This window comes from Asticcacaulis sp. AND118 (assembly GCF_020535245.1).
Classification (GTDB): Bacteria; Pseudomonadota; Alphaproteobacteria; order Caulobacterales; family Caulobacteraceae; genus Asticcacaulis.
On the sequence record NZ_CP084910.1, the window covers coordinates 816,024 to 842,070 of the forward strand.

A 26,047-nucleotide genomic window follows, 5' to 3' on the forward strand; every position below is an offset into this window, starting at 1 on the left:
AGTGTCAGGGGACGGCGCAGATGAGCAACACGTACAAACTGAACCGCCGCAAGGCCTTGATGGCTTTTGGGCTGATGGGTGCGGCGCCGGCGGTATCCGGTTCGGGGCTGGCCCCGATCAAGGGGGCGCACTATATCCATGGCGTAGCGGCCGGTGATCCCCTGAGCGATCGGCTCATCCTGTGGACAAGGGTGTCCGGTCTCGACGCCGCCACCGAGGTCGTCTGGCAGATTTCCGAAGACCCGGCCTTCGTCACCGTGACTCAGACGGGGCGCTTCGTGACCGACTCCGGGCGCGACTATACGGTCAAGATCGATGTCGGCGGCCTGAAAGCCGGTCAGACCTATCATTACCGCTTCACCTGTCAGGGCGCGACCTCGCCGGTGGGGCAGGCGAAGACCCTGCCGCTAGAGACCGAGCGTGTCGTGCTGGCGGTCGCCTCGTGCTCGCTCTTCCCCAACGGCTATTTCAACGCCTACCGCGCCATTGCCGATATGACCGAGGTCGATGCCGTCCTGCACCTCGGCGACTATATCTATGAGTACGGCGCGGGCCTGAGCGACTACGGCATGGGCAACGGGCGGCTGCTGGGCCGCGTGCCGGAGCCGCCGCACGAAATCGTGTCGCTGGCCGATTATCGCACCCGCCACGCCCAGTACAAGACCGATGCCGACCTTCAGGCGGCGCACGCCCGCGCGGCGTGGATCTGCGTCTTCGACGACCACGAAATGACCAACGACCCGTGGATGGCCGGAGCCGAGAACCATCAGCCCGCCACCGAAGGCGACTTCAATGTGCGCAAGGCCGCGGCGCTGAAAGCCTATCGCGAGTGGATGCCGATCCGCGATCCGCAGCCGGGTATGCTGTCCGAAGTCATCTACCGCTCGTTCCGCTTCGGTCAACTGGCCGAACTGTTCATGACCGAGACGCGCTTCCTTGGACGCTCCAGGCAACTCGACTATCAGACCGATCTCAAGCGCGACGCGGCGGGCAAGGCCGACTATGACGCGTTCCGCGCTGAACTGAACGCGCCCGAACGGGAACTGCTGGGCGCGGCCCAGCGTCAGTGGTTGCAGGCCGGTCTGAAATCGTCGGTGGCCGATGGCGTGCGCTGGCAGGTTTTCGGCAATCAGGTGGTGATGGCCAAGGTCAAGGGCCCCGACCTCAAAGCCCTTTATGGCGAAGAACGCATCGCCAATATGCTGAAGATGCTGCCGCCGAACGTGGCGGGCGTCATCGGGCCGATGATCGACCTGTTCAGCCAGACCGAAAACCCGCTGCCGCTCAATCTCGACGCCTGGGACGGTTATCCGGCCGAGCGCGAGCGGCTCTACGGCTATATCCGCGAATCCGGTGCGCGCGCTGTGGTGCTTTCCGGCGACAGCCATCAGGCCTGGGCCAACGAACTGCACGATGCCGCAGGCGAGCGCGTGGCGGTGGAACTGGGCGTCACAGCGATCTCCAGCCCGACCGTGTGGTTCGACCACCTGCTGCCGAATTTCAGCCTCGCCAGGGTGCTGGCGGATCAGAATGCCGAGGTGCTGGCGGCTTCAACCGACCGCAACGGTTTCGTCCGCCTGACCCTGACGCCGGAAACGGCGATGGGCGAATGGGTGTCGGTTTCGACCATCACCGCGCGCGACTTCCAGGTGACGGTCGATGGAACGTTCGCGGCGCAGGCCGAAGCCCATCGCGTGGGGCCGCTGAAAATTCTGGGCTAAGCGCATTGGCTGCGCCGAACTCCGTTTCCAAAAAGTGGGCACCGGTTTTTGGATCAGATGCGCGACTCTTAAGGCCTGAGGATAAGTCTGGCGCGCTCTTGAACGCGTCCGCCGGCTGCCCATGTCTGACGGGCCGTTCCGGCAGACACACGCACCCCTAAAGCACGCACCCAGAGAAAAACATATGTCGCAGGTCCCGCCCGTCTCCATCCATTCGATGACCGTGCCGATTCTCATCAACGCGATGAAGAACCTGACCCATCTCCTCACCAAGGCCGAGGCTTTCGCCGAAACGAAAAAGATCGATCCGTCGGTGGTCATCGAAGCGCGTCTGGCGCTCGACATGCACCCGCTGCGCCGTCAGATCCAGTCGGTCTCCGATACGGCGAAGGGCGCTGTGGCCCGCCTGACCGGCACTGAAATTCCGTCCATGTCGGATACGGAAACCACCTTCGCGGAACTGAAGGCGCGTCTGGCCCGGACGATCGCCTATGTCGAATCCGTCGATCCGGCCCTGTTCGACGGCGCCGAAAACCGTGACGTCGTGCTGAAGCTGCCGGGCCGCGAAATCCCGTTCACCGGCTACAGCTATGCGGTAGGCTTCGTCATTCCGAACCTGTTCTTTCATGTGACGACGGCCTACGCCATCCTGCGCCACTATGGCGTCGAACTGGGCAAGACCGACTACCTGCGCGGCGGGCTTTAACTTACGACAATATCGAACGGTTCGAGCGCGGTCAGATAGTCCGCAAGGGCGATCAGGCCGAGGCTCGACCGCGCGCCGGGGGTGGGGCCACTCCCCTTGGCCAGACGTTCGGCCAGCAGGATGGCCGGCACCGACGGTATCTGCGGGCCGTCGCCATTGCGGGCGATGATATGCCAGTCGATGGTCAGCGTCTGTCCATCCAGCCCTGTGCCCGACAGGGCCATGAACATGCCGCCGTCGTCAGAGCCCAGCGGATCGAACAGGTCGGCGGCTTTCAGTAACGGCTTGGCCAGTTTCGGCAAGGGGAAGGGCAGCAGTTTCCACCGCACGCCCCACGACAGGGCCCACAGGCCGAGGTGGATGAAGCCGAGTTCCAGCCCGGCACCGAAGCGGATCGACCTCAGCCCATAGGCGGCAGGCAGCAGGTCGAGGTCGGGAATGTCGCAATCGCCCATCAGCCTTGGTCTCAGATGCGGAAAGCGATGCCGGCGCAGACCCTGCCAGCCATAGGCATTCGGATGCCCGGCAAAGGGTTTCAATGGCTTGCCGACATAGGACAGGATGGCGGCGGTGGTGGCCAGTCCGCGCTCGGCGCCCTGACCGGGGCCGATGCCGAAGTCGAGCCCGTCGAGCGAGGCAAACCGGTCGCGGAAATGCGCGATCACCGCCGATGACAGGCACGGTACGGTCGAAGCCCCGCTGATGGCCGTCACGCCCGCCGCTTTGGCGGCGGCGTCCAGTCGGTTGAAACCGACCACGAAATCACGGGCATCGGACAGGTCGACATAGTGGATGCCTGCCGCGATACAGGCTTCGGCGACGCGGTAATCGGCGTTCTGATATGGCCCGGCGGTGTGCACTACCACGGCGGGTCTCAGCGTGCGCAGAGCATCGTTCAGGCCGCTGTTGAGATCGAAGACCGACCACTCCGCGCCCAGCGATCTGGCGCAGGCTTCGGCCTTTGTGGCGTCGCGACCGGCGATGATGACCGGCACCGCGCGGCGGATCAGACCGGCGGCGATGCGCTTGCCGAAATTGCCGTAGCCCCCAAGGATCAGGACCTTATCTGTCAAGACGCATCTCGGTCACGCGAAACGCCCCGCCGTAGCTGTAGAGCTTGCCCAGAAGCGGATGGCGCAGGTCCATATACATGCGGAAACTGTCTTCGCCCGTGGCCTCTTCCCAGGCATCGCCGCGTCCGGCCAGCCAACTGATGGGCAAGGGAATGTCGAGCCCGAACAGCCGCCACGCATAACCGGCGTGGCGCAGTCGCACGCGGCCTTCATGATAGTCGTAGCGGGCGCGCCAGCCGATGCCGGTGGCCATATATTCGGTGACGCTGTGCGGGCGCTTCGACACCATGCGCGAGCGGAAGGTCACGGGGGCGCGCCCCTCAAAACGGAAGACGCGCTCAAACACAAAGGCGTCGCTGTCGGGTTCCGACCGGAAGTGCACCGTCACCGGCACGGCCCTGCCCTCATAGGGCGTCAACATGCCGGTGGCTTTGATCAAACCCGAGAGACGCCGCAGCAACGGGTGCATCTCGACATCCAGCGTCCCTTCGACGGTCACATGATCGCGGGTGAAGGGCCGATTGGCGTAGTGGGCCTTGAGCGCCGGGGGCAGGGCCTCCCATTGCTCGGCGAAGATGGCCGCGAAGGTGGGGGTCATATCTGCGTCTTTCCGGCCAGTTTAAGGCTGAGGTTACGCCCCGCCCGCATCAGCGGATAGAGCCAGCGCGCGCGGCGCGGCGAGCGGAACAGCCAAGCATTGAAACGGTTGAGGGCGTCGTGGTTCGACCCCAGCATAGCCAGCAGGTTCAGGGCATCGGCGCCGTGCCGCCACTGATCGCCATAGACCACGACGATCCCCTGATTGAGATCGAGTTGGCGGGTGTGGATTTCCCTGAGCACAGGATGGACGGCATGGCTGCGCGCATCCAGGGTCTGCAATCGGCCGACGGCCTTGTTGACGCGGTAGCCCAGCGCCCCCGACCGGCACAGCACGCAATCCCCGTCATAGACGAGCCAGAGTGTTTCGGCCTCGGTCTTGTCCATTTCCCGTATACCCCTTACACGCTGTTCATAGGCGCGAAGGCGAGGGGGATCAATGCTCTATCTGTGGGTGAAGTGGGTGCATGTGGTCTCATCGACCATCCTGTTCGGCACCGGGATCGGCACGGCCTTTTTCATGTTCATGGCCAACCGCCGCAAGGAGGTGCCGGGTATCGCCTTCGCCTCGCGCCACGTGGTCATTGCCGACTGGCTGTTCACCACGCCTGCGGTCATCGTTCAGCTTCTGACCGGTCTGTGGCTGGTGCATCTGGGCGGATTTCAGCTGTTCGGCGGTTGGGTGTTGGGGGGACTGTTGCTCTATATTTTCGCCGGAGCCTGCTGGTTGCCGGTGGTGTGGATGCAGATAAGGATGCGCGATCTGGCCAAGGCCGCGCATCTGTCGGGTGAGCCGCTGCCGCCGCTCTACTGGACCTATGAGCGCTGGTGGGTGATCCTTGGCGCGCTGGCCTTTCCGGCGATTGTGGTTGTATTCTGGCTGATGGTGGTGAAACCGTAACCTTGACCTTTGCGGTTTCACCCCCATGTCTTCGTCACACCATTCCGCAAAGGGGAAGACCATGATCGTTCTGCACACCTGGACCACACCCAACGGCTTCAAAGCCTCCATCGGCCTCGAAGAAATGGGCCTGCCGTACAGGGTCAAGCCGGTCAATATCGGCGCAGACGAACAATTCCATCCCGACTTCCTGAAAATCTCGCCCAACAACAAGATCCCGGCCATTGTCGACGAAGAGACGGGCATCAGCGTCTTTGAAACCGGGGCCATCCTCGTCTACCTCGCCGAAAAGACCGGCAAGTTCCTGCCGGCGTCGGGCGAGGCGCGTTACAAGGTGCTGGAGTGGCTGAACTGGCAGATGGGCGGTCTGGGGCCGATGTTCGGCCAACTGGGGCATTTCGCCGTCTTCGCGCCGGAAAAGGTGCCCTACGCGATCAACCGCTATATCAACGAAGCCAAGCGTCTGCTGGGGGTGCTGGAGACGCAGTTGTCGAAGCACGCCTATGTGGCGGGTGAGGCCTACACCATCGCCGACATGGCCATCTGGCCGTGGATCAACACGCTGCGCACCTTCTATCAGCAGGAAGAACTGCTGGCCGACAAGCCGCATATCACCGCCTGGTTCGACACCGTCGGCGCGCGCCCGGCGGTGCAGAAGGGCATGACCGTCGGTAAGACGGCGACCTAAGCTTCATCCTCTCCTGCGAAGCGGGGGAGCGGGGCGGCCCGTGCCGTGGCAGCGAATGAAATGAGCTGACGGAGGGGGCTTCGCTGATGGTTTCGCCCCCTCCGTCTCGACGCGCTTCGCTTGCTCGACACCTCCCCCGTTTCGCTTCGCTTACAGGGGAGGATGTTTAGCGAAGCACCTCCCTCAGCTTCATCACCTGCCGCTCGTACTCCGCCGGATCGACATTTTTCAGCAGCTTGAGATCGTCCTGCCAGCGGTCGAGCCGTTTGGCCGCGCTGTCGGCCTTCAGCACATCGATGCGCGCCTTCAAATCGCGCAGGTCATCATAGGCCGGCTGATCGCGCTTCTCGGCGGGCAGGTCATCGATCAGGCGCAGCACCGCATCGGTCAGCTTGCCGATCTGACGGCCATAGCTTTCCTGTTCGACGATGCGTTTTTCGGTATCCGGCGCCGAGGAATTGGTCTCGGTAATGCTGATCAGCGACCAGCCGCGCAATATGTCCTGCGTCAGCGTCTGTGGTGCGAACCGCCACAGGCCGAAGGGGTCGAAGAGGTTGCTGCTGCCGTCCGCCATGTGCGCCTCCATTTAATGAACGAAGGCTATCACAGGTTGCGCTATTCGGCCATCAGATCGACATAGCCCGCCTTGAGAAACGCGGCGGCTTCGTCGGGCTTGATCGATAGCAACAACCCGCGCTGTCCGGCATTAATATAGACCACATCGTACAACTGCGCCGTCTCGTCGATGGCGGTCGGGTGGCCTTTGCGCTGGCCGAAGGGCGAAATGCCTCCGACCTTGAAACCCGTCACTTTTTCGGCTTCGGGCACCTTCATCATCTGGGCCGACTTGCCTTTGAAATGCGCCGCCAGCTTCTTCATCGACACGTCGCCGTCCGACGGCACGACGACGCAGACGCCCTTGCCGTCGACCTCGGCCATCAGGGTCTTGAAGGTCTGGGACGGATCGACGCCCAGCGCCTCGGCGGCCTGAAGCCCGACGCGCGGCGCGTCCGGGTCGTAGCCATAGGGGTGAAGCTCGAAGGCAATCCCGGCCTTTTGCAGGGCGGCGGTGCCGGCAGTGGTTTTGGACATGGCAACTCTATAGCGCCTCTCCTGAAATCAGGGGAGGAACTTTTTGCAATCACCCAGAAACGCGGAAACCTCTTCCTCGGTCGTGGCAAAGCTGCATACCAGCCGGTAGACATTTTCTCCCGCCAGCGACCACGGATAAAACCGGTGTCCCGCGTCCTCAAGCCCTGTCGCCAGCGCCGGGGGCAGGGTGACGAACAGCGCATTGGCCTGCTGCGGATAGAGCAGCGACACGCCGTCGAGGGCGCTTAGTCCTTCGGCCAGACGCTGCGCCATGCCGTTGGCGTGGGCCGCCAGCTTCAGCCACAGATCGTCCTCGAGCAGGGCCAGCAACTGCGCCGACACGAAGCGCATCTTCGACGGCAATTGCCCCATGCGCTTATGCCAGTATTCAAAGTCGCGGATCAGAGCGGGGTTGAGGATAACCACGGCTTCGGCCAGAGCGGCCCCGGCCTTGGTGCCGCCGAACGACAGTATATCCACGCCCGTCACGGCCTCGGCCGGCGAAACGCCCAGAGAGGATACGGCATTGCTCAGCCGCGCCCCGTCCATATGGATCAGCAGGCCGTGCCGGTCGGCCACGGTCCTGAGCGCGCGCAGTTCGGAGACGTTATAGACTGTGCCGATTTCGGTCGATTGCGTCAGGCTGATTACCTTCGGGCGCGCAGCGTGCGGCGCGTGGTCCTGCGACAGGGCGACGATGGCCTCGATGCCTTCGGGCGTCAGCTTGCCCCGCACGTCCGGCGCGATGAGGATCTTGGCCCCGGTGAAGAATTCCGGCAGGCCGCATTCGTCGTTCTGGATATGGGCGTCGCGAGTCGCAATGGTCGCCTCGAACGGCCGCATGACCGAGGCCAGCGCGACGCCGTTGGTGGCCGAGCCGTTGAAGGTCGGGAAGGCGCGCAGACCCGGATTGGCAAAAACTTCGCGCAGGCGGGCGTTCAGGCGGGCCGTGACCTCATCGCCACCATAGGAGGCGGCGTGGCCTTCATTGGCGGCACCGAGCGCGGCCAGAACGGCGGGGTGCATCGGGGCGGTATTGTCGCTGGCGAACCAGACCATTCGTTACTCTATTTCTGATTTTTTCCCTCTCTCAAGTGAGAGGGAAGGGGCTATTTCGGAGGCTTTTTCCTCACATACAGCGTCTTATGCACCCGCGCCACCACTACGCCGTCGTCGTCCACCACATCGACCTCGAATTCCGGTTCGAGCTTGGGCAGGGTATCGGCCTGCTCGCGGATGCGGTCGATCTCCTCCGGCGGGATGCGGAAGATGGCGCGCACCCGCCCGCGGCCGGGCTTGAGAAAATCGATGCGCGCCGCCTTGTCCCAGACGATATAGCCCCGCCCCAGATGCGTCATCAGGATCGCCATGAAGAAGGGGTCGCACATCATGTAGAGCGAGCCGCCGAACTGGGTGCCGACCACATTGCGGTTCCACCAGCGCAGTTTCATCTGCACCTCGATCTCGGTGAAATCGGGGGCAGTGCGCACGACGCGGATGCCGGCACCGATCATTGGTGGATAGAGGTTGATCAGCTTGAAGCGTTTGATAGGGTCGGCGGCCATGGTCCCCTCCGGCGAGACGCTGAGGGGCTTACGTTAACGTCAAACAAGCCGTAGGCATAGCGTCACGCTGGGGAAGGAATCGCAAAAAAAATGGCGACCGTTTTGATCATCGGACCCGGTGCGGTGGGCCTGAGCGTAGGCGCGGCTCTGATCGATGCCGGGCACGACGTCGTCTTTGCCGCGAGGCAGGGCTTTGGGCGGCTGATGGTGGCCAATGCCGGTGAGATGGCGCCCCGCCGCCGGGCGAATGTGGCCACCTCGCCGCAGCAGATCGTACAGGCCGATTGGGTGCTGTTGTGCGTCAAGGCGCATCAGGTCGAGGGCGCGAAGGCCTGGCTGGATGCCGCCGTCGGGCCAAACACCCGCGTGGCCATCCTGCAAAACGGCGTCGAACACCGCGAGCGCGTCTCGCCTCTGGTCCTAGCTTCAACTGTTCTGGTGCCGGTGGTCGTCGATATTCCGGCCGGTCGCTCCGCGCCAGGTGTCGCCGAATGGCGTGGGCGGGCCGGGCTGCTGGTCGCCGATACGGCGGAAGGCGCGGACTTCTGCGCCCTGTTTGCCGGCAGTTTCGTCAAGGCGGCCACGACGCCCGACTATGTGACCGAAAACTGGAAAAAGCTGTGCGTCAATGCGCCGGGCGGTGCGATTTTGGCCCTGACCGGTCAACCGATGCAGGTCTTCCATAAACCCGGCATTGCCGATATCGCCCGTGGAATCCTCAGCGAATGCGTCGCCGTGGGCCGGGCGGAGGGTGCGAACCTGCCCGATAGCCTGATCGACGAACAGATGGCGCGTTTCATGGCCGCCACGCCCGACGACACCAACTCGATGTACGACGACCGCGCGGCAGGGCGTGAAACCGAATGGGATGCGCGCAATGCCGTCATCGTGCGTAAAGGGCGCAAGCACGGCATCCCAACGCCGGTCAGCGACCTGATCGTGCCCTTGTTGGCCGCTCAAAAGGCTTGATGGCCGGCTTGATTATCGGATCAAAGACGCCGAAAAGGAGACATGACCGACACGCCCGCCCTTACCGTCCGTAATCTGATCAAGACCTTCGACCCGTACATACTGGCCCTGCTGGGCATGGTGGTGCTGGCCTCCTTCCTGCCGGTGCGCGGCGACAGCGCCGTGGTGGCGGGCTGGGTCAAGGACGCGGCGATCGTCCTGCTGTTCTTCCTGCACGGAGCCAAGCTGTCGCGCGAGTCGATCTTCGCCGGGCTGATGGCTTGGAAGGTGCATCTGGTGGTCTTCCTGACGACCTTTGCCGTTTTCCCGTTGCTGGGGCTTGGGATTCAGACGGCGCTCGGTTCGGTGATGGACCCGATGATGCTGGCGGGCATCCTCTTCCTGTGTCTGCTGCCGTCAACCGTGCAGTCGTCCATCGCCTTCACCGCCATCGCCGGCGGTAATGTGGCGGCGGCGGTGTGCAGCGCATCGCTGTCCAACATCCTCGGCATCCTCATTACGCCGGTGCTGGTGGCCCTGTTGATGAATACGACGGGCGGCGGGGTGTCGCTCGACGCCATTATCGACATCGCCCTGCAATTGTTGCTGCCCTTCGTGGTCGGGCATCTGATGCGGCCATTATTGAAAGGCTATCTCGACCGGCACAAGACACTGATCGGGCGCGTCGACCGCGGCTCGATCCTGCTGGTGGTCTATACGGCTTTTTCCGCCTCGGTGGTCGAGGGCCTGTGGTCCAAGGTGGGGCTTGGCGATCTGGGCCTGATGTTCGTCATCGGCGCAGCGTTGCTGGCCGTTGTCATGTGCGGGACGTGGTGGGTGTCCGGACGCCTGGGATTGTCGCACGAAGACCGTGTCGTGGTGCTGTTCTGCGGATCCAAGAAATCGCTGGCTTCGGGCGTACCCATGGCCGGCACGCTGTTTCCCGCCGCCGTGCTGGGACCGGTCCTGCTGCCGGTCATGCTCTTCCATCAGTTGCAACTGATCGTCTGCGCCTTCCTTGCACCCCGCCTGAAACGGTAAAAAAAAGGCGGAGAGAAGGACGAACCCTCTCTCCGTCAGGTCAGGCGAAGGGTGTCGATGCACAACACGCGCATCCTGATCCGATTGCCATAAGATGTGACCCCGCTTTACAGTCGCGTTCATCAGATGTCCGCCAAATCAGCGGCTTACGGTACGCTTATGCCTTATTAAGGTTTGACCTTAGAAAACGGTAAATGCCCGTTTTGCCCGATCTTTAGACCAATGTCGTGACGGCGTGGCGAGACCTTACGGGCTTGGCCGTATCCTCTACCGCTAAAAGCAGAGGCCAAAAGAAGAGGAAAGACACCATGCTGATCAAGGACGTCATGTGCCGTGATGTGAAGATCATCCGCATCGACACGCCGCTGGCCGTTGCTGCGCGTCTGATGCGCGACAGCGATTGCGGTTATTTACCCATCGGGGAAAACGACCGGCTGAAAGGTGCGGTGACCGACCGCGACATCGTAGTGCGTGGTCTGGCCGAGGGGCTGAAGCCCGACGCGCCCGTGTCGGAAGTGATGACCGACCGCATCGTCTACTGCATGGACAGCGACCATGTGGAGGTCGCCGCGCGCCATATGAAGGCCGAGCAGATCCGCCGACTGGCCGTACTCGACGCTGACCGCCGCATTGTCGGCGTGGTGTCGATCGGCGATATCGCGCGGGTGACCGCAGATCGTGAACTGACCGGCGGCATCGAAACAGCCGTTGCCGAAGACAAGTGGGCGGCGTGATGGTTATTCAGGACGATCTCATTCGCGACGACACGTCTACGGCACCGGACCGTGACAACATTCTCGCCCTGACCGACGACCTGATCGACACGGTCAATAACACGCTGCGCGTCGTGACCTACGAACAGCTCAAGCCGGCGCTGCTGGCCTACCTCGATGCAAGTCTGGAGAAAAGTCCGCGCTGTCAGCATCATGCGCGGGAAATCCGCCGTTTGTTGTACGAGATCGGCGACACCTCGATCCATTCCGAGCGCTGGACGGCGCATGCCGGGGAGTTGCGCTACGCCGTTCGCGAATATTTCCGCGAAGAAGACCTGGTGGAGGAGGCGTCGGATGAAGGCTGAACCCGAAAAGATGCGCGTGGGGCTGGGCGTTTGCGGGGGACTGGAAGTCGTGCCGCCGCTTAAACGCGAACAAGAGGCGGCGCTGGCCGTGACGGGAGCGGAGAGCCTGTTCCACGCCCTCGAATCTTCGGCCAATCCGGCGCGGGCTGGCGAACGGGCCGACAGCGAAGTACCGCTGGAAATTGAGCTGGTTTAGCCCCACAACTCCGGTTCGGGTGGCTCCAGCATCGAACCGGTGATCTTCAGCCCGTGTGCGCGGTCTTCGGCCAGCAACAGCGGTCCGTCAAGATCGACGAAATCCGCGCCCTGCGCCACCAGCATGGCGGGGGCCATGCTGAGCGAGGTGGCGACCATGCAGCCGACCATGATCATCAGGCCCTTGTCCTGCGCCGCTTTTCTGAGCGCCAGCGCCTCAGTCAGGCCGCCGGTCTTGTCCAGCTTGATATTCACCGCATTATAGAGCCGCGCGCAGCGATCCAGCTCGGCGCGCGTGTGCAGGCTTTCGTCCGCGCACAGCGGCACCGGGCACTTGTAGCCTTTGAGCGCTTCGTCTTCCCCGACCTTCAGCGGCTGTTCGATCAGTACGACGCCGAGCCGTTTCAGTTCGGGGGCCAGTGTTTTGAGGCTCTCCAGCGTCAGCCCTTCGTTGGCATCGACGATCAGGCGCGTCTTAGGGGCATTCAGCCGCACGGCCTCAACGCGCGCTAAATCGTCCGGCCCGCCGATCTTCAGCTTGAGCAAGGGGCGGCGGGCGTTTTGTAAAGCCTGTGCGCCCATGGCTTCAGGGGTGTCGAGGCTCAGCGTATAGGCGGTTTTCAACGGATTGAGCGGCCGTAACCCGGCCAGCTTCCACGCCGGTGTGCCGGAGGCCTTGGCGCGCAGATCCCACAGGGCGCAGTCCAGCGCATTACGCGCCGCGCCGGCCCGCATGGACGGCATGATGCCGCCTTCGATCTGGGCGCGGGCGCTTTCCAGTTCGGTCAAAGTGCTCTCGACCGTTTCCCCATAGCGGGCATAGGGCACGCTTTCGCCATGCCCCCGGTAACCGTCATCGGTCACTTCGACATAGACGACGTGCGCCTCGGTCTTGGACCCACGCGCGATGGTGAAGCGCCCGGCAATGGGCCAGGCTTCGCTGCGATAGTCGAGCTTCATCAGATCAGGTCGCTGATGGCGGCGTCGAACAGCAGGTAGGTGCGGCCGGTCGGGGTGCCCAGTATCTCGCCGAGCGCCGACCGCGGATCGCGAGTCAGCAGCGCGATATTGATCTGACGGTCGTAGAAGGTGACGAAGTCCTGCGCCTGATCGCGCAAGGTGGCGTCGGTGGTCAGGCGGCGGCTGAGGCGGCGGATGGCCGCCGGCGCAATGCGGCGCAGGACCAGACGCGCCCCTTCGTTGTCGTCGGCGACGATGGCGGCGATGATCTCCTCGAGACGCGAGCGATTGAGCAGGGTCTGGGCGTCCACGCCCATAGAGGCGACTTCGGCAATCATCAGATCGTCGAGATTGTCGGGCGTGGCGTCCTCGACCGGGACCGGAGCCGGGGCGGGTTCGGGCTTGCGGGCCGGTTCGCGAATTGGGGCCTCACGATTTGACGCCTCGCGGCCATCCATGCCGTTGAGCAGGTCGCGCCACGACAGGCCGCTTTGCGGGCGCGCCGCGCTGCGGCCAGGTTGGGGGGCCGATGCCGTACTCGCCAGCGGGCGGGGGGCGTCCAGCGGCGCTTCGAGCGGATCGAGACCCCGGCGCGGGCGTTCAGTCCGTTCCGGGCGCGTCGTCGCCGGGCGCGCTTCGGGGGCCGCGCTACGCGAGGACAGGGACTCGCGCGGACGCTCGAAACGCTCGACATAGGGGTTGGGCGCGGGCGGCGGCGTGGGCAGAGGTTGCGCCGAGATGACCCCCATCAGGCGCACGGCTTCGGTCAGCATGTCGTAATTGCGCTTCACGCGCTCCTGAAAGGCCTGGTCGACGCTCTCGGTTTCCAGCGCCGCCTTGCGCGCGGCTTCGGTCATGGCCAGCAGGCCGTCTTCGACCGCACGGCGGATCTCCTCCAGCCGCGACTTGGCCTGCAGGGGCAGTTCGTCGGCGCGCGCGGTGATGTCGCTCAGCGCCATCTCGACCTGCTTGATGCCGTCGCGGGCGTGACTGAAAGCCGTGTCCAGACGTTCGGCGGCGGTCAGACCGGCCTCGTCGATCAGGGCCGCGGAATCCTCGATCAGGCGGCGGGCGGAACTGAAGCGGGCGTCGAAGGCTTCGTCGGCCTTCTTGCCGGCTTCGAACAGCGATTCGTTGAGACGATCGACGCGGACCTGTGCCGTCTGGGCGGCGTCGGCGGCGGCGCGGCGGGCGTCTTCCGAGGCGATATTGAGCTGTTCCAGCGCGTGCCGCGTTTCGCTGATCATCTCGTCGCGCGCATCGGCGGCCATGACCGAGATGTTGGACAGGGTCGAGTGGATGCGCGTCTCAAACGCCGTGCGCTCATTCTCCGCGCCATTAAGCACCTGACGGAACTGATCCTGGGCGTGCAGCACCAGATCGCGCAGGATATCGACCCCGCGCGACGAGCTTTCGCCCAGTTCGACGGTGGCCGCGCGCGCCACGGTGAGCGCTTCCGACAATTGCGCGCGCTGATTTTCCAGATGAACGGCGAAGTCCTCCTGATCGGCGCGCAAAGACAAAGCGGCGGAGACGAGACCGGCGCGTTGCTGGCCCAGACCCTCCTCGACGCTGCGGATCTGGTCGGCGACGCCGGCGCCGGCGGTTTCCAGACGCAGGGTCTGACGGTCGAGGTCTTCGGCGACGGTGCGCGCGGTGCTTTGGGTATCGGCGGCGACCGAGGCGAGGTCGGCGGCGCGGGCGGCCAGCGCGGCTTCGGCTTCGCGCAACTGCGTCTGGGCGAGGTCTGAGGCGTCGGCGACCATGCGCGCCTGACGGTCCACGGCGTCGATGACATCGCGCGCCTGCACATCGAGTTGCGCGCCCATCTCGATCACGGCCTGACGTTCGACCGACAGAGCCCCGGTAATGGTCTGGGTCGACTGACGCGCCATTTCGGCGGCGTTGAGCACCGACTCGGTTTCGGTCTTCAGGCGGTGGCTCAGTTCATTGAGATCGTTATGCGCCACCCGCACGGCGCGCACGGCCTGCTCGACCTGCTGACGCAGCGAATCGACCAGCGCCGTAGTCTGGGTGGCGGCGATCGCTGCCGGCGCGACCATGGCGTCGGCCAGAGCGGCCGTGCGACGGGCTTCGCGCGACAGGGCGGCGGCGTGGCGAAGCGCGAAGGCCGTGGCGACGATCAGGCCGATCGGGAAGAGGGCCAGCGCGCCGAGGATCACGATGCGGAACGGCTGCAGCGTAAAGGCGGCGATTTGGGTTTCGGCCCCCAGCACGAAGGCGGTCAGGCACAGGGCCCAGCCGAGGCTGATCACCGTGACGCCGCCCCAGAAGGGACCGCCCGATCCACCGGACAATTTCATGATGCCTTCGGGCGTGACGCGGACCGGGCTCACGGGCGCGGTTGCAGGCTCCGCCGGACGGTGGGGCGTCAGGGGTGCGGTGTTTTCGGCGCGGGGCGGTGGTTTCACGGGCGGCGCCACTGGCGGGATGTCCAGGAAATCCGCCGCCACGGCCTTGGGGTCGGGGGTGTGATCGGCGGCGTGGTCGAGGGGCATGTCGAGAATATCGGCCACGGGCGCAGGGACGGCTTCGGGCGTTTCGGCCGCAGAAATTTCGCTTACGGGGATTTCGGCTGCCGGCGTTTCCGACGCGACCGCCTCTGGGGTAGGTTCATGGGGGGGGGCGGAGACAGGTTCGGGCGTTTCGAACAGCGCGTCATCATCCTGATCGTCGGTGGACGGAATAGCCAGATCGTCCTCGCCTTCGATCTCCGGGGCCGTGTCTTCGTCAAACAGGGGGCGCAGCTTGGATTTGCGACCGCGCATCTCGGAAGACGAGAGGTTCAAAGGGGGACGAATGCGAGATTTCATAGAATGCAGTCCTGCGCCAGGGTCTTTACCACCGGAAAGCCGGGTTCTCCCGTGAGGGGAAACGCTAGCCGCAGATCATTGATAACGCAAATGGTTTAGAGGCAGATTCGCCAGATGATAAACGTTCGTATCCGGCGTATGCGGAGCTACTGCGCGACGATGGTGCGGATATGCGCCGGTAGGGGGGCCGCCTGAGCATCGGGGCAGGGGCCGCTAACTTGGGAGGCGTCGACGCGCACGGCCACGCGGTGTTGCGCCAGACGGTGTTCCGCCGCGACCTTCTCGGCAGCGGCGCGGATTTCGTCCTGATGCGCGGCGATTTCAAGCGCCATTTCGACTTCGGCAGCGCGCAGATCGCTTTCGACCTCGGCGGCGATGCGTTTCTGTTCATCGAGGCTCAGACCCGCAATGCGCAGGGTCAGAGCCGGCAAGGCCACCGCAGGAGCGGGTGGGGCCGGGGGCGCAGGAGGTGCCGGCGGCACGGCAAGCATATCGACCGGAGCCAGCGGGGCTTTCGAATCGACATGCGCCCCATTAACCGCCGTGCGGACCTTCACCTTAACCTTTTGCGCGGAATCGACGCGGGGCGCTTTGGTATTGAGGATGATGGCTTCGGGCGCCGCCTTTTCAGCCGCCTGGGCTTCAGCAGCGATCTGGGCATTGGTGGTTTGTGAGGGGACGGTTTGTGCCGGCTGGGATTGGGGCGCAGATGCGGGCTTGGCGGGTTCCGACGGCGCGCCACCGGCACCGAAATGCAGGAACGCGGCCGAAACAAGCGCCGTGATAAAGCCGATGATGATGTCAAACAGCGCTGACATGTCGATGCGCGTCCAGAATGTTCCCCACCGGTCTGCCCCGGCCAGCCTTACGCCACATTATCCCCGAGCCGATACGCGCTCACAATACCATGAATATGCCGCAAATCGGTCGCGGCTGCAACTAAAAGCTTATGGCGCAGGGGATTTCGCATCCCTGTGTCACCCCATTTCTACATCGCTCGAAATTATGGCGATTATTGGCCGGATTTGGCGCTGCCGATTGCATTGAAGACAATGAAATGGCAGAAATCCTTCCATTGAACTGGCCTGGGGAGGCGGATATGGGGTGGCGTTCGGCGGGATGCGTAGCGGCGTTCGCCCTATTGGTGCCGGTTATGGCTCAGGCGCAGATGACGCCGCGCCTGATCGAGCCCGCACGAATCGGCACAGTGCATGAGGCCTTGGGCGCCGCGCGCTATGTCGCCGCACCGAAGGGCGATTGTCCGACGGCCTATCGCACCTTCGATAATGGTCCCTGTCTCGATACGGTCGCGGCGCGCCTTAAGGCGGCTGGCGTCACTCAGGCGCGGGTGCTGGGCGTGCGCCATTCCGCGACGGGTGGCGAAGCGGTGCGCGGCGATTATGGCCGTGATTACAGCCTGTACGATATCAGTTTGACGCCCGCCGGCCTGCGGTGGAGCGAGGTCGAACTGGCGACGTCGGAGATCCGCGTGCCGCGCGATTGCTATGCGCTGCGTGGCGAAGAGGTCTTTTACACCATCGAAAACCGCGGCGGGCAGACCGTGGCGCAGGAACGTCAGGTCGTGGTCTGCGGCGGTGGTCCGCGTCAGCCCAATGGCCCTTACCGCGTCGAAGGTCCGTCCCTGCCGGTCGATCCGCCGGCGGTAGGCGCGACGGTGCGCGCCAGCGGTGACGCCTGGCCGCCGACGGAAACGCTGAGGGCGCGCGGTGAGTGGCGCTATCTGGCCCAGCCCGACCCCGCCTGTGCGCCTGATCAGTTGGTGCGCAAGGTCTATTGCGCGCAGACGGGCATCGCCTTCCTGCAGGCAAATGCCGGGGAAAAGGAACTGGACCTCATCGCCTCCAAATTCCCGGTGCGCGATGGCGATGCGTTGAAGGCCGACGATGTCGAGCAACTGGTGCTCAAGCGGTCGGGCAAGGGCTTCAAGGCCGACAAGCGTTGGTTCGAGCGCAGCAAGCTTAGCGTTCCGGCCGGTTGCGCGACGACGGAAGGTGCCGTTTTCCGCGTCCACGGTCGTGAAGCGGGTCTGTTCGTGGCGGAAGAGGCGTTGAGCACCTGCGGTGCACCGCTGGCGCCGGTGCCGCGCGATATCTTCGAGGCCTATGGCGAGGCGCGGCCCGTGGCCATGGGGCGCAATAGCTGTCCGGAGACGGCACGGTTGCTGCCCGGCGTCTGTTTCGACGAGGTCATCGCCTATATGCGCGCCTTCGATCACAAGGCGCTGGACGTGGTGGTGCTCAAATATCAGGTCCGCGACGGTGAGCGCGTCTGGCAGGACTATGATACCGCTAAGGTGCGCTTCAGCGACGGCACGTACATCGCCGAGCGCAAGGGGCCGCAGGTGCTGGGCTATGTCACGATGAGCCGTTGCGACGACATGTCAGATCGGCCTGCGGAAGGCCGCGGTTATCGCATCGAATGGCGCGGACGCTCGCTGATGGCCGTGCCCTATGAGTGGAAGGCCTGTCCGATCTATTAGAGCGCGTTCCAAAAAGTGTGCAGCGGTTTTTGGAATTAAACGCACGACAAAACAGAAGATTAGAGCCTGCTCCGATCCAGTTGGATCGGAGCAGGCTCTAATCGGAACCGCCGCCACCGCCGCCATCCCCGCCTGAACCGCCATCGCTGGACGCGTCGCCGGACGACGTGTCGGCGGATGTTTGGTCTGCTATCCTGGTATCATCCGTCGGCGCGGGCTTGGCCGAGGGTGAGGCAGGCGCGGAATCGGCAGCTACAGGCACGGGGGCTGCGCCGGAGTCGGAGTCGGGTTTCGGCGCGTCGCGGCGTTTCGGTTCTTCGGTCTTTTCCGCAATCTCTGCGGAACGCATCAGGGCCATAAAGATCAATCCGCCGAATACCGCGCCATTGGCCCCGATGAGGGCCAGCGTGCTGAGTTGGCTGGGCACCGGCAGCAGGCCCGCCAGCGGCGAGGCGAACAGCGCATAGATGGGCGTCACCACCAGCAAGACCTGCAAAAGCCAGGCTTCGGGTTTGCCCGCATCGCGCAGCCTGGCGCGGGCGGCTGCGACGACGCCCGCCGCCAGCAGGATCGCCTGCACCCAACCCAGCCACGGCGCGTCGATGGGGATAAAACGCCGGGCGATATCCGGGGCGCAGACCAGCGCGAACAGGACGATCAGGAACAGGGTAAACGTGGTGCGGCGCATCGAGAGGCTCAAAAGGCATTAACCCCTACGTTTTAACACCGCTACCGCGCTTGTCGAACGCTAAAAATCAACGTTCTGAGTGCCGTTCCCGCAAGATGTCGAGCACCGCCTCCAATGTCGTTTCGCGCGCCATCAGCAACACCGACAAGTGATAGAGCAGATCGGCGGCTTCGTTATGCAGTTCGTCGAGGTCGCCGCAGCGTCCGGCCAGAGCGGTTTCAAGCCCTTCTTCACCGACCTTCTGAGCGATCTTGGCGACGCCCTTCTGCATCAGGCGGGCGGTATAGCTGTCGGCGGGCGGGGCCTTGGCCCGCTCGGCTACAACCTGCGCCAGATGGCCCATGAAGCCGATGCCGGGCGCCGTCTCGTGTCCGAAGCAGGAGGTGGTCTTGGTGTGGCAGGTCGGGCCGACCGGGCGCGCCATGACCAGCAGGGCGTCTTCGTCGCAGTCGGTGGTGACGCTGACCAGATTGAGGAAATCGCCGGAGGTTTCGCCCTTGCGCCAGCGGCCGCCCTTGGAGCGCGAGAAGAATGTCACCTGCTTCGCCGTGAGGGTTTCGCTCAGGGCAGCGCGGTCCATATAGCCCAGCATCAGCACCTGCAGCGTGTCGGCGTCCTGCACGATGGCGGGAATCAGGCCGTCGCCCTTGGTGAAATCGAGCGCATCGAGATCGGCGAGAGTCAGGGGATTGGGCAGTTTGTGGGCTTCGGGCATTGGATTTCCTCGTGAACAAAGTCTCTCGGCTGTGCCTCGATACTTTTTCACGTTTGATCATATCGAGAAAAATCTCTTGGGGCGGCCCTGCGAGATTTTTCGCTTTTTTGTCCCTGTCTAATCTCTGATTGGACAGGCGCGAATTATAGTCTAACCGCGATTCCCGCCTTTTGCAGGTCGCGTTTCAGGTCCGGAATGTGGATGATTTTCTTGTGGAAGACGCTGGCGGCCAGAGCGCCCGACACATCCGCCTGATCAAACACCTCGGTGAAGTGTTCCGGCGCGCCTGCGCCGCCCGACGCCACCAGCGGAATATCGATCAAATCGCGCACGAGCCTCAACTGGCGGATGTCGTAACCTTTGCGCACGCCATCCTGATTCATGCAGTTGAGCACGATTTCACCCGCGCCGCGTTGAGCGGCTTCGACCACCCAGTCGAGCGTGCGACGGCCAGCGGCGCGGATCTTGTCCGGATCGCCCGAATACTGATGGACGTAGTAATCGTTATCCAACTCACGGGAGTCCACACCGACCACCACGCACTGTGACCCGGCCATTTCGGCCAGTTCGTTGATCAGGTCCGGGCGTTCCAGCGCCGGGGAGTTGATCGACACCTTGTCCGCGCCGGAATTGAGACACTTCACGGCCTGTTCCGCCGAGCGGATGCCGCCGGCCACGCAGAAGGGGATGTCGAGCGCGCGGGCAATGTCGCGCACCCAGTTATAATCGACCGTGCGGCCTTCGGCAGAGGCGGTGATGTCGTACAACACCAACTCGTCGGCGCCTTCGTCGCGGTAGCGCAGCGCCATGTCGACGGCGTCGCCCAGCACTTCGTGCCCGACGAACTGCACGCCCTTGACGACCTTACCGTCCTTGACGTCGAGACAGGGGATGATGCGTCTGGCTAACATTGCGTGTGCCTTCTATTCTTATCTCCTCCCCTGCATAGCGGGGGAGGTGGCCAGCTTGTCTGGCCGGAGGGGGCATTGACGGTGGGGTGGCCCCCTCCGTCTCGACGCGCTTCGCTTGCTCGCCACCTTCCCCCGTTCGCGCCGCTCACAGGGGAGGAGGTTGGGTGTTAGCCCACGTTCAGCGCGGCTTTCAGATCGATCAGGCCTTCGTAGATTGCCTTGCCGACAATGGCCCCGTGCACGCCCAGGGCCTTGAGATCGTACAGGTCTTCGACCGAGCGCACGCCACCGGACGCCTGAATATCGAGGTCCGGGCGTTTTTGTCTCAGGGCGCGCATCAGGTCCATGTTCGGCCCCATCAGCATACCGTCGCGCGACACGTCGGTGACGAGGATGCGCTGGGCGACGCCGACCGGATATTCATCGAGCACGCTCCACAAAGAGATGCCGGAGCCTTCGGTCCAGCCGTGCAGGGCCGCATCGAAATCACCGTCTTTCGTGGGCAGGACATCGAGCGCCAGCGTGATGCGGTCCTTGCCGAAGTCGCGCAGCCAGCCGCGCACCTCTTCCGGGTTCTTCACTGCTGCCGAACCGACCACGACCGCCGAAACGCCCTGATCGAGCAGGGTCTGAACGTGCTCGCGCGAGCGCACGCCGCCGCCGGTTTGAATCCTGGCGCGTGACGCCTGAGCCAGACGGCCGATCAGTTCGTGCTGCTGCGGCGAACCGGCGCGGGCGCCGTCGAGATCGACGATGTGCACCCACGCGTTGGTAAAATTGGGGGCGAACTCCTCGTTGAACAGGGCGAGGCGCTTGAACGGGTCGGAGTCGTACTTGGTAACGGCGTCGAAGCGGCCTTGCGCGAGGCGGACACATTCACCGTTGATCAGGTCGATAGCGGGGTAGAGGATCATTTTTTAATTCTCCCCCTCGCCCCGCTTGCGGGGAGAGGGTGGCTCGAAGCCAAGCTTCGCGCCGGGTGAGGGGCAATAACGAGTGGAGTGTGTGGCCTTTTGCCCTCACCCCAACCCTCTCCCCGCAAGCGGGGCGAGGGGGCTTAAATGCGGAGAAAATTCTCCAGAATCTTCGCGCCGGCGGCGGAGGAACGTTCGGGGTGGAACTGGCAGCCCCAAACGTTGCCTTTGCGCACCATAGCCGCAAACGGCGCGCCATAGGTTGATTCCGCCAGCGTATGTTCGGTTACCGGACAGACAAAGCTATGCACGAAATAGGCGTAGTCGCCCGCATTAAGCCCTGCCGTCAGCGGGTCTTCGCGCACGGCCTGCAACTGATTCCAGCCCATATGCGGCACGACCAGAGGTGGGGGTGCATCCATTTTCACGACGCGGCCCGGAATAAGGCCGAGGCATTCGACATCGCCTTCCTCGGAGCTGTCGAACAGCAGTTGCTGCCCCAGACATACCCCCATCAGCGGTTGGGTCAGACTGCGGATCGTGTCGTACAGGCCCAGTTCGTGGATGCGGCTCATGACGAAGCCCGCCGCGCCGACGCCGGGCAGCACCACGCGCTCGGCGGCCTTGATTTCCGCCGCGTCCGACGACAGTACGGCCTGCGCGCCGAGACGCTCCAGCGCGAACAGCACGGACGCGGTGTTGGCGCAACCCAGTTCAATAACGACGACATTTTTAGTCGTGCTAACGCTTCGCTCTTTGAGCACAGTCATCACGCCAGCATCCCCTTGGTGGAGGGCAGGGCGTCGCCTTCGATGCGCGTAGCCATGCGCAGGGCGCGGCCCAGCGCCTTGAAACAGGCCTCGACCTTGTGGTGGTCGTTCTGGCCTTCGACCTCGACATGGATCGATGCGCCCAGCGCTTCGGACAGCGAGCGGAAGGCGTGACCCGTCATTTCGGTGGCGTATTCACCGATATGCGTGGCCTCGAACGTGCCCCTGAAGACGCAGAAGGCGCGGCCGGAAATGTCGATCGACACCTTGGCCTCGGTTTCATCCATCGGCAGGACGAAGCCGAAGCGCGCCATGCCGACGCGGTCGCCCAGCGCCTGCTTCAACGCCTGACCGAAGGCCAGCATGCAGTCTTCGATGGTATGATGACCGTCGATTTCCAGATCGCCCTGACACGACAGTTGCAGCGAGAAGCCGCCGTGCGTGGCCACCTGATCGAGCATGTGATCGAAGAAACCGATGCCGGTCGAAATCCTCACCGGCTTGGGGGTGTCAAGATCGACAATCGCCGAAATCCGGGTTTCCTTGGTATCGCGCAGCACCTCGCCGCGTCGAGCCGGACGCCCGGCTTCGATGGCGACACCGAGGGCCGCCAGGATGCGATCATTGTGCGCCTTGTCGCCCAGCGCCATGATCAGGCCTTCATAGGCGTTCTTGGCGGTGACGCCGAACTTTTTGAGCTGCGTCTGCGTGCGGATCAGGTCCTTCGGTTTGATAAAGACGAAGGGGCCGTCATTGACGTGGAATTGCAGGACCGAAGGCGACTGGCTCAGAGCGTCGCGCAGACGCGCCTGCTCGTTGCGGATCAGGTCGATGCGCGACTGAACGCTTAGGGCGCGCGACGGGGCCAGAGCCGCTTCGGCGGCGCGAATCGACGGCGTCGGCAATGGCACCGGCTCGCAGAAGCGCATCAGGCCGTTGAGCGTCTTGGGCGACGAGATCAGCGCGCCGACCCGCGCCCCCGACAGGCCGTAGAGGAAGGACAGGCTTTTCAGCACCACCACGTTCGATTCCGACTTGGTCAGTTCGATCAGGCTGGTGGCGTCGCAGACATCGAAATAGCTTTCGTCGATCACCAGCAGGGCCGGGAAGATTTCGACGGCCAGTGTGCGCGCTGCGATCAGGTCCCAGGCCTTGCCGTCGGGCATGGCGGGATTGTCGATGACGTACATGCCCGCGCCTTTGAGCGTCATCAGGGGCTTGGTCGCCTGTTTCAGCGACAGGCCATAGGCGTCAGCGAGGCTTTGCAGGTGGTATTGCCGCTCCGAATAGCAGGGCTCGGTAAACACGGCCTCATAGCCATTGACCTTCAGGCGGCGCATCAGGATTTCGGTGGCGTGCGACGCGCCGCGCGTGACCATCAACTGATAGGGCTCGACGCCGTAAAGCTCGGCCATGCGTTCGCGCAAGGGCTCCAGCGAGGGCGGCGAGGCTTCGAGGCCGGAACCTTGCGCATTCAGGGCGGTGAAGGGGGACGCGAACATGTTTACACCTCTAACCGGAAATCTGCCGCCAGCGCGTGGGCTTCGAGACCTTCCAGACGCGCCAGACGGGCGGCGGCGGGGGCGATGGTGGCCGCGCCCTGTTTCGTGGCGCGCTGCACGACGAAGCTGGTCAGGAACGAGCGGATGGTGATGCCGTCCCAAGCCCGCGCCGCGCCGTCGGTCGGCAGGACGTGGCTGGGGCCGGCGGCGTAGTCGCCGAAGGTTTCGGCGGCGTAGGTGCCGGCGAAGACGGTGCCGGCAGCGGTCAGTTGCGGGATCAGGGCGTCGAGATCGGCGACCTGAAGCGCCAGATGTTCGGGGCCATAGACATTGGCGACTTCGGCGGCGGCTTCAAGGCTATCGACGACGAACAGGCGCGCCTGCTCCAGCGAGGCGCGGGCAATAACGGCGCGCGGCAGGGTCGCCAGTTGCGTCTCAAGCTCGGCGGCGACGGCGGTGATCAGCGCCTGATCGAGCGTCACCAGAACCACCTGCGCGTCGGCGTCGTGCTCGGCCTGCGACAGCAGGTCGGCGGCGATCAGCTTGGCATTGGCCGAGACGTCGGCAATGACCATCAGTTCGGACGGACCGGCGGGCATGTCGATGGCGATGCCGGAGATCCGCTCAGACGCATATCTTTTGGCTTCGGCAACGTACTTGTTGCCCGGCCCGAACAGCTTGTCAGCAGCAGGCACATCGGGCAGAGCGCCCAAAGCCATGGCGGCGATGGCGTGCGCCCCGCCGACGCGCCACACGGCCTCAAGACCGGCGGCGGCACCTGCAGCGATCATCATGGGGTGCAGCGAGCCGTCCTTAGCGGGTGGGGTGACGCAGACGCGGTTGGGGACACCGGCGACCAGAGCCGGGACGGCGGTCATGATCAGAGTCGAAAACAGCGGCGCGGTGCCGCCCGGCACGTACAGGCCGGCGGTCGAGATAGGGCGATAGACGCGCTGAAGCGACAGACCTTGCGAAGGCGCGATGACCGGTCCGGCGGACGGCAGTTCGGCGGCGTGGAAGGCGCGGACGTGTTCCACCGCCAGTTCCATGGCTTCGAGGTCTTCGGCGCTCAGATTGGCGCGCGCTTCATCGACCAGACCGCGCGTGAGTTCGACGCGGACCGGCGCGTGGCCGTCCAGTCGCGCGGCCCAGTCTTCGACGGCGGCAAACCCGCGCGCCTCGACGTCGTCGAAAATGGTTTTCACCGTTTCGAGCACGCGGGCGTCGCGCCGGTTTTCCGGGCGAGCGAGAGCGGATTTACGTTCCGCCGGGCTGAGGTCTTTCCAGATAAAGGTCTTCATACTGCACCTGTCCGCAGCCGCGCGGACCAATTCAAAAGGTGTCCGTGACACCTACTTCATCATTTTTTCGATCGGCAGGACGAGGATCGCCGAAGCGCCCGCCGCCTTGAGCTTGTCCAGCGTGTCCCAGAAGACGTTTTCCTGACAGACGGCATGGACGGCCACCGTGTCTTCACGTCCGGCCAGCGGCATGATGGTCGGGGCGTCGGCGCCGGGGATCAACTCGATGATCTCGCTCAGATGTTCGCGCGGGGCGTTGAGCATGACGTACTTGGCGCCGTTCGACGCCGTCACGCCGTCGAAGCGGCGCAGCAGCATATCGTAAACATGGGCCAGATCTTCCGGCGGGGCGTGCGGGGCCTTGATCAGCACCGCCTCGGACGACAGGACCAGATCGACGGCTTTCATGCCGTTGGCTTCCAGCGTCGCGCCGGTGGAAACAAGGTCGCAGATGGCGTGGGCGATCTTCATGCGCGGGGCCACTTCGACAGCGCCGCGCATCTCGACGATGGTGGCGTTGACGCCCTTATCCGTCAGCCACTTGCCGAGGATGTTGGGATAGGAGGTCGCCAGGCGCTTGCCTTCGAGGCTTTGCGGGCCGTCGTAAACGAAGGCGTCCGGCACGGCGATCTTCAGCGTGCACTTGCCAAAGCCTAGGCGCATGACGATGCGCTCTTCGAGGTTGTCTTCCGGGAAGTGCTCAGCCAGCACATTGTAGCCAACGATGCCGAGTTCCGCCACCCCATCGGCCACAAAGGTCGGGATGTCGTCGTCGCGCACGCGCAGCAGGTCGATCGGCTGGTTTTCGACGCGATAGAGCAGTTCGTTGGCGCCCTTCACGACGCGCAGGCCCGCGCCTGAGATCATTTCCAGCGAGCGGTCGGCCAGACGGCCCGATTTCTGTACGGCGATGCGGAGTCGGGAAGACATGGGTATCAGTTACTTTCTTGTTTCAGTCGGTCGATCACCAGCCGGTATCCCTTGTGCGGCATGTCGCGCAGGAAGCGCGCCACACGGGTGACGGTGGTGGTCGAAGCGCCGGTCCGTTCCGAGATATCCCGGTAGGACAGGGCGTTTTCGTCCAGCAGGCGGGCGACCTTGAAGCGCTCAGCGAAGGCGCGGACCTCCGACGGCGTGCACAGGTCGTCGAGGAAGGCGCGCACCTCTTCGGGTGTCTTGAGCGTCAGAAGGGCGCGTACCAGTTCTGCTTCATCAGCAGCGTAGATTTCCGGGGTCTTGTTCGGCTTGTCGGTCATGTTGTGTTAGTGTGTTAGCGCGCTAATACAGCGGGTGCGCATCGAATGCAAGCGCGTCCGCACGATATTTTGCAGGAAGCGCTGTTTTAGC

Annotated in this window: 29 protein-coding genes; 10 read left to right on the forward strand and 19 right to left on the reverse strand. The window is 64.0% G+C overall.

Annotated elements, in window-relative coordinates:
- The first annotated feature begins 20 nt into the window (after positions 1–20).
- Positions 21–1,721, forward strand: a complete 1,701-nt coding sequence (locus LH365_RS03915) for an alkaline phosphatase (protein WP_226744895.1) — start codon at positions 21–23, stop codon at positions 1,719–1,721.
- Between the two features lie 184 nt (positions 1,722–1,905).
- Positions 1,906–2,427, forward strand: coding sequence for a DUF1993 family protein (locus tag LH365_RS03920; protein ID WP_226744896.1), 522 nt, complete (start codon positions 1,906–1,908; stop codon positions 2,425–2,427).
- Here the strand turns inward: LH365_RS03920 and LH365_RS03925 are convergent.
- The 3 genes from LH365_RS03925 to LH365_RS03935 are packed head-to-tail and all read right to left on the reverse strand — an operon-like array spanning position 2,424 to position 4,484.
- The gene (locus LH365_RS03925) at positions 2,424–3,500 is read right to left on the reverse strand and encodes a saccharopine dehydrogenase family protein (RefSeq protein ID WP_226744897.1); all 1,077 of its coding nucleotides are present in this window, start codon (positions 3,498–3,500) and stop codon (positions 2,424–2,426) included. The genes LH365_RS03920 and LH365_RS03925 overlap by 4 nt on opposite strands.
- Positions 3,490–4,098 (reverse strand): DUF4166 domain-containing protein, encoded by a 609-nt coding sequence (locus LH365_RS03930; protein ID WP_226744898.1) that lies wholly within the window; start codon positions 4,096–4,098, stop codon positions 3,490–3,492. Before LH365_RS03930 ends, LH365_RS03925 begins: the two co-directional genes overlap by 11 nt.
- A complete protein-coding gene (locus LH365_RS03935) occupies positions 4,095–4,484 on the reverse strand; it encodes a DCC1-like thiol-disulfide oxidoreductase family protein (RefSeq protein WP_226744899.1) in 390 nt (129 codons plus the stop codon). Before LH365_RS03935 ends, LH365_RS03930 begins: the two co-directional genes overlap by 4 nt.
- Before the next feature lie 52 nt (positions 4,485–4,536).
- Between LH365_RS03935 and LH365_RS03940 the strand changes: the two genes are divergently transcribed.
- On the forward strand, positions 4,537–4,998 hold the full coding sequence (locus LH365_RS03940; protein WP_226744900.1) for a DUF2269 domain-containing protein: 462 nt from the start codon (positions 4,537–4,539) through the stop codon (positions 4,996–4,998).
- 61 nt (positions 4,999–5,059) lie between these two features.
- On the forward strand, positions 5,060–5,686 hold the full coding sequence (locus LH365_RS03945; protein ID WP_226744901.1) for a glutathione binding-like protein: 627 nt from the start codon (positions 5,060–5,062) through the stop codon (positions 5,684–5,686).
- A gap of 166 nt (positions 5,687–5,852) precedes the next feature.
- Here LH365_RS03945 and LH365_RS03950 read toward each other — a convergent pair whose 3' ends face one another.
- Genes LH365_RS03950 through LH365_RS03965 form a run of 4 tightly spaced genes read right to left on the reverse strand, consistent with a single transcriptional unit; the run spans position 5,853 to position 8,343 of the window.
- Positions 5,853–6,260 carry a hypothetical protein gene (locus LH365_RS03950; RefSeq protein WP_226744902.1) on the reverse strand — a complete coding sequence of 136 codons (408 nt, stop codon included), beginning with the start codon at positions 6,258–6,260 and terminating at the stop codon, positions 5,853–5,855.
- A gap of 41 nt (positions 6,261–6,301) precedes the next feature.
- The gene (gene ybaK / locus LH365_RS03955; RefSeq protein ID WP_226744903.1) at positions 6,302–6,778 is read right to left on the reverse strand and encodes a Cys-tRNA(Pro) deacylase; all 477 of its coding nucleotides are present in this window, start codon (positions 6,776–6,778) and stop codon (positions 6,302–6,304) included.
- Positions 6,779–6,805: 27 nt separating this feature from the next.
- Entirely contained in the window at positions 6,806–7,837 is a 1,032-nt protein-coding gene (locus LH365_RS03960) for a low specificity L-threonine aldolase (protein WP_226744904.1), read from the reverse strand.
- 50 nt (positions 7,838–7,887) lie between these two features.
- The gene (locus tag LH365_RS03965; protein WP_226744905.1) at positions 7,888–8,343 is read right to left on the reverse strand and encodes a DUF4442 domain-containing protein; all 456 of its coding nucleotides are present in this window, start codon (positions 8,341–8,343) and stop codon (positions 7,888–7,890) included.
- Between the two features lie 90 nt (positions 8,344–8,433).
- Between LH365_RS03965 and LH365_RS03970 the strand changes: the two genes are divergently transcribed.
- The 5 genes from LH365_RS03970 to LH365_RS03990 all read left to right on the forward strand — a co-directional run bounded on the left by LH365_RS03970 (position 8,434) and on the right by LH365_RS03990 (position 11,606).
- On the forward strand, positions 8,434–9,312 hold the full coding sequence (locus LH365_RS03970) for a 2-dehydropantoate 2-reductase (protein WP_226744906.1): 879 nt from the start codon (positions 8,434–8,436) through the stop codon (positions 9,310–9,312).
- A gap of 42 nt (positions 9,313–9,354) precedes the next feature.
- Entirely contained in the window at positions 9,355–10,332 is a 978-nt protein-coding gene (locus tag LH365_RS03975; RefSeq protein ID WP_226744907.1) for a bile acid:sodium symporter family protein, read from the forward strand.
- 308 nt (positions 10,333–10,640) lie between these two features.
- On the forward strand, positions 10,641–11,066 hold the full coding sequence (locus tag LH365_RS03980) for a CBS domain-containing protein (RefSeq protein ID WP_226744908.1): 426 nt from the start codon (positions 10,641–10,643) through the stop codon (positions 11,064–11,066).
- The gene (locus LH365_RS03985) at positions 11,063–11,410 is read left to right on the forward strand and encodes a hypothetical protein (protein WP_226744909.1); all 348 of its coding nucleotides are present in this window, start codon (positions 11,063–11,065) and stop codon (positions 11,408–11,410) included. The genes LH365_RS03980 and LH365_RS03985 overlap by 4 nt, the downstream gene beginning before the upstream one ends.
- Positions 11,400–11,606, forward strand: a complete 207-nt coding sequence (locus tag LH365_RS03990; RefSeq protein ID WP_226744910.1) for a hypothetical protein — start codon at positions 11,400–11,402, stop codon at positions 11,604–11,606. Before LH365_RS03985 ends, LH365_RS03990 begins: the two co-directional genes overlap by 11 nt.
- On the opposite strand, the gene dgcA is transcribed toward LH365_RS03990, so the two are convergent.
- The 3 genes from dgcA to LH365_RS04005 form a co-directional block, all read right to left on the reverse strand.
- A complete protein-coding gene (gene dgcA / locus LH365_RS03995; RefSeq protein WP_226744911.1) occupies positions 11,603–12,565 on the reverse strand; it encodes an N-acetyl-D-Glu racemase DgcA in 963 nt (320 codons plus the stop codon). The genes LH365_RS03990 and dgcA overlap by 4 nt on opposite strands.
- A complete protein-coding gene (locus LH365_RS04000; protein WP_226744912.1) occupies positions 12,565–15,399 on the reverse strand; it encodes a tipN in 2,835 nt (944 codons plus the stop codon). The genes dgcA and LH365_RS04000 overlap by 1 nt, the downstream gene beginning before the upstream one ends.
- Positions 15,400–15,545: 146 nt before the next feature.
- Positions 15,546–16,217: a hypothetical protein gene (locus LH365_RS04005; protein ID WP_226744913.1), complete on the reverse strand. Its 672-nt coding sequence runs from the start codon at positions 16,215–16,217 to the stop codon at positions 15,546–15,548.
- A gap of 281 nt (positions 16,218–16,498) precedes the next feature.
- On the opposite strand from LH365_RS04005, the gene LH365_RS04010 reads away from it, so the two are divergent.
- The gene (locus LH365_RS04010; RefSeq protein ID WP_226744914.1) at positions 16,499–17,899 is read left to right on the forward strand and encodes a hypothetical protein; all 1,401 of its coding nucleotides are present in this window, start codon (positions 16,499–16,501) and stop codon (positions 17,897–17,899) included.
- 97 nt (positions 17,900–17,996) lie between these two features.
- On the opposite strand, the gene LH365_RS04015 is transcribed toward LH365_RS04010, so the two are convergent.
- The 9 genes from LH365_RS04015 to LH365_RS04055 all read right to left on the reverse strand — a co-directional run bounded on the left by LH365_RS04015 (position 17,997) and on the right by LH365_RS04055 (position 25,956).
- Positions 17,997–18,587 carry a hypothetical protein gene (locus tag LH365_RS04015; RefSeq protein ID WP_226744915.1) on the reverse strand — a complete coding sequence of 197 codons (591 nt, stop codon included), beginning with the start codon at positions 18,585–18,587 and terminating at the stop codon, positions 17,997–17,999.
- A gap of 67 nt (positions 18,588–18,654) precedes the next feature.
- The gene (hisIE, locus tag LH365_RS04020) at positions 18,655–19,302 is read right to left on the reverse strand and encodes a bifunctional phosphoribosyl-AMP cyclohydrolase/phosphoribosyl-ATP diphosphatase HisIE (RefSeq protein ID WP_226744916.1); all 648 of its coding nucleotides are present in this window, start codon (positions 19,300–19,302) and stop codon (positions 18,655–18,657) included.
- Positions 19,303–19,445: 143 nt separating this feature from the next.
- Complete coding sequence (gene hisF / locus LH365_RS04025; protein ID WP_226744917.1) at positions 19,446–20,213, reverse strand: imidazole glycerol phosphate synthase subunit HisF; 768 nt, start codon at positions 20,211–20,213, stop codon at positions 19,446–19,448.
- A 167-nt stretch (positions 20,214–20,380) separates the two neighbouring features.
- Complete coding sequence (gene hisA, locus LH365_RS04030; RefSeq protein WP_226744918.1) at positions 20,381–21,127, reverse strand: 1-(5-phosphoribosyl)-5-[(5-phosphoribosylamino)methylideneamino]imidazole-4-carboxamide isomerase; 747 nt, start codon at positions 21,125–21,127, stop codon at positions 20,381–20,383.
- Between the two features lie 143 nt (positions 21,128–21,270).
- On the reverse strand, positions 21,271–21,897 hold the full coding sequence (gene hisH / locus LH365_RS04035) for an imidazole glycerol phosphate synthase subunit HisH (RefSeq protein WP_226744919.1): 627 nt from the start codon (positions 21,895–21,897) through the stop codon (positions 21,271–21,273).
- Positions 21,897–23,399 carry an imidazoleglycerol-phosphate dehydratase HisB gene (gene hisB, locus LH365_RS04040; protein WP_226744920.1) on the reverse strand — a complete coding sequence of 501 codons (1,503 nt, stop codon included), beginning with the start codon at positions 23,397–23,399 and terminating at the stop codon, positions 21,897–21,899. Before hisB ends, hisH begins: the two co-directional genes overlap by 1 nt.
- Before the next feature lie 2 nt (positions 23,400–23,401).
- Positions 23,402–24,700, reverse strand: coding sequence for a histidinol dehydrogenase (hisD, locus tag LH365_RS04045; RefSeq protein ID WP_226744921.1), 1,299 nt, complete (start codon positions 24,698–24,700; stop codon positions 23,402–23,404).
- A 51-nt stretch (positions 24,701–24,751) separates the two neighbouring features.
- Positions 24,752–25,630, reverse strand: coding sequence for an ATP phosphoribosyltransferase (gene hisG / locus LH365_RS04050; RefSeq protein WP_226744922.1), 879 nt, complete (start codon positions 25,628–25,630; stop codon positions 24,752–24,754).
- A 5-nt stretch (positions 25,631–25,635) separates the two neighbouring features.
- Positions 25,636–25,956: a YerC/YecD family TrpR-related protein gene (locus LH365_RS04055; protein WP_107873846.1), complete on the reverse strand. Its 321-nt coding sequence runs from the start codon at positions 25,954–25,956 to the stop codon at positions 25,636–25,638.
- Between the last annotated feature and the right edge of the window lie 91 nt (positions 25,957–26,047).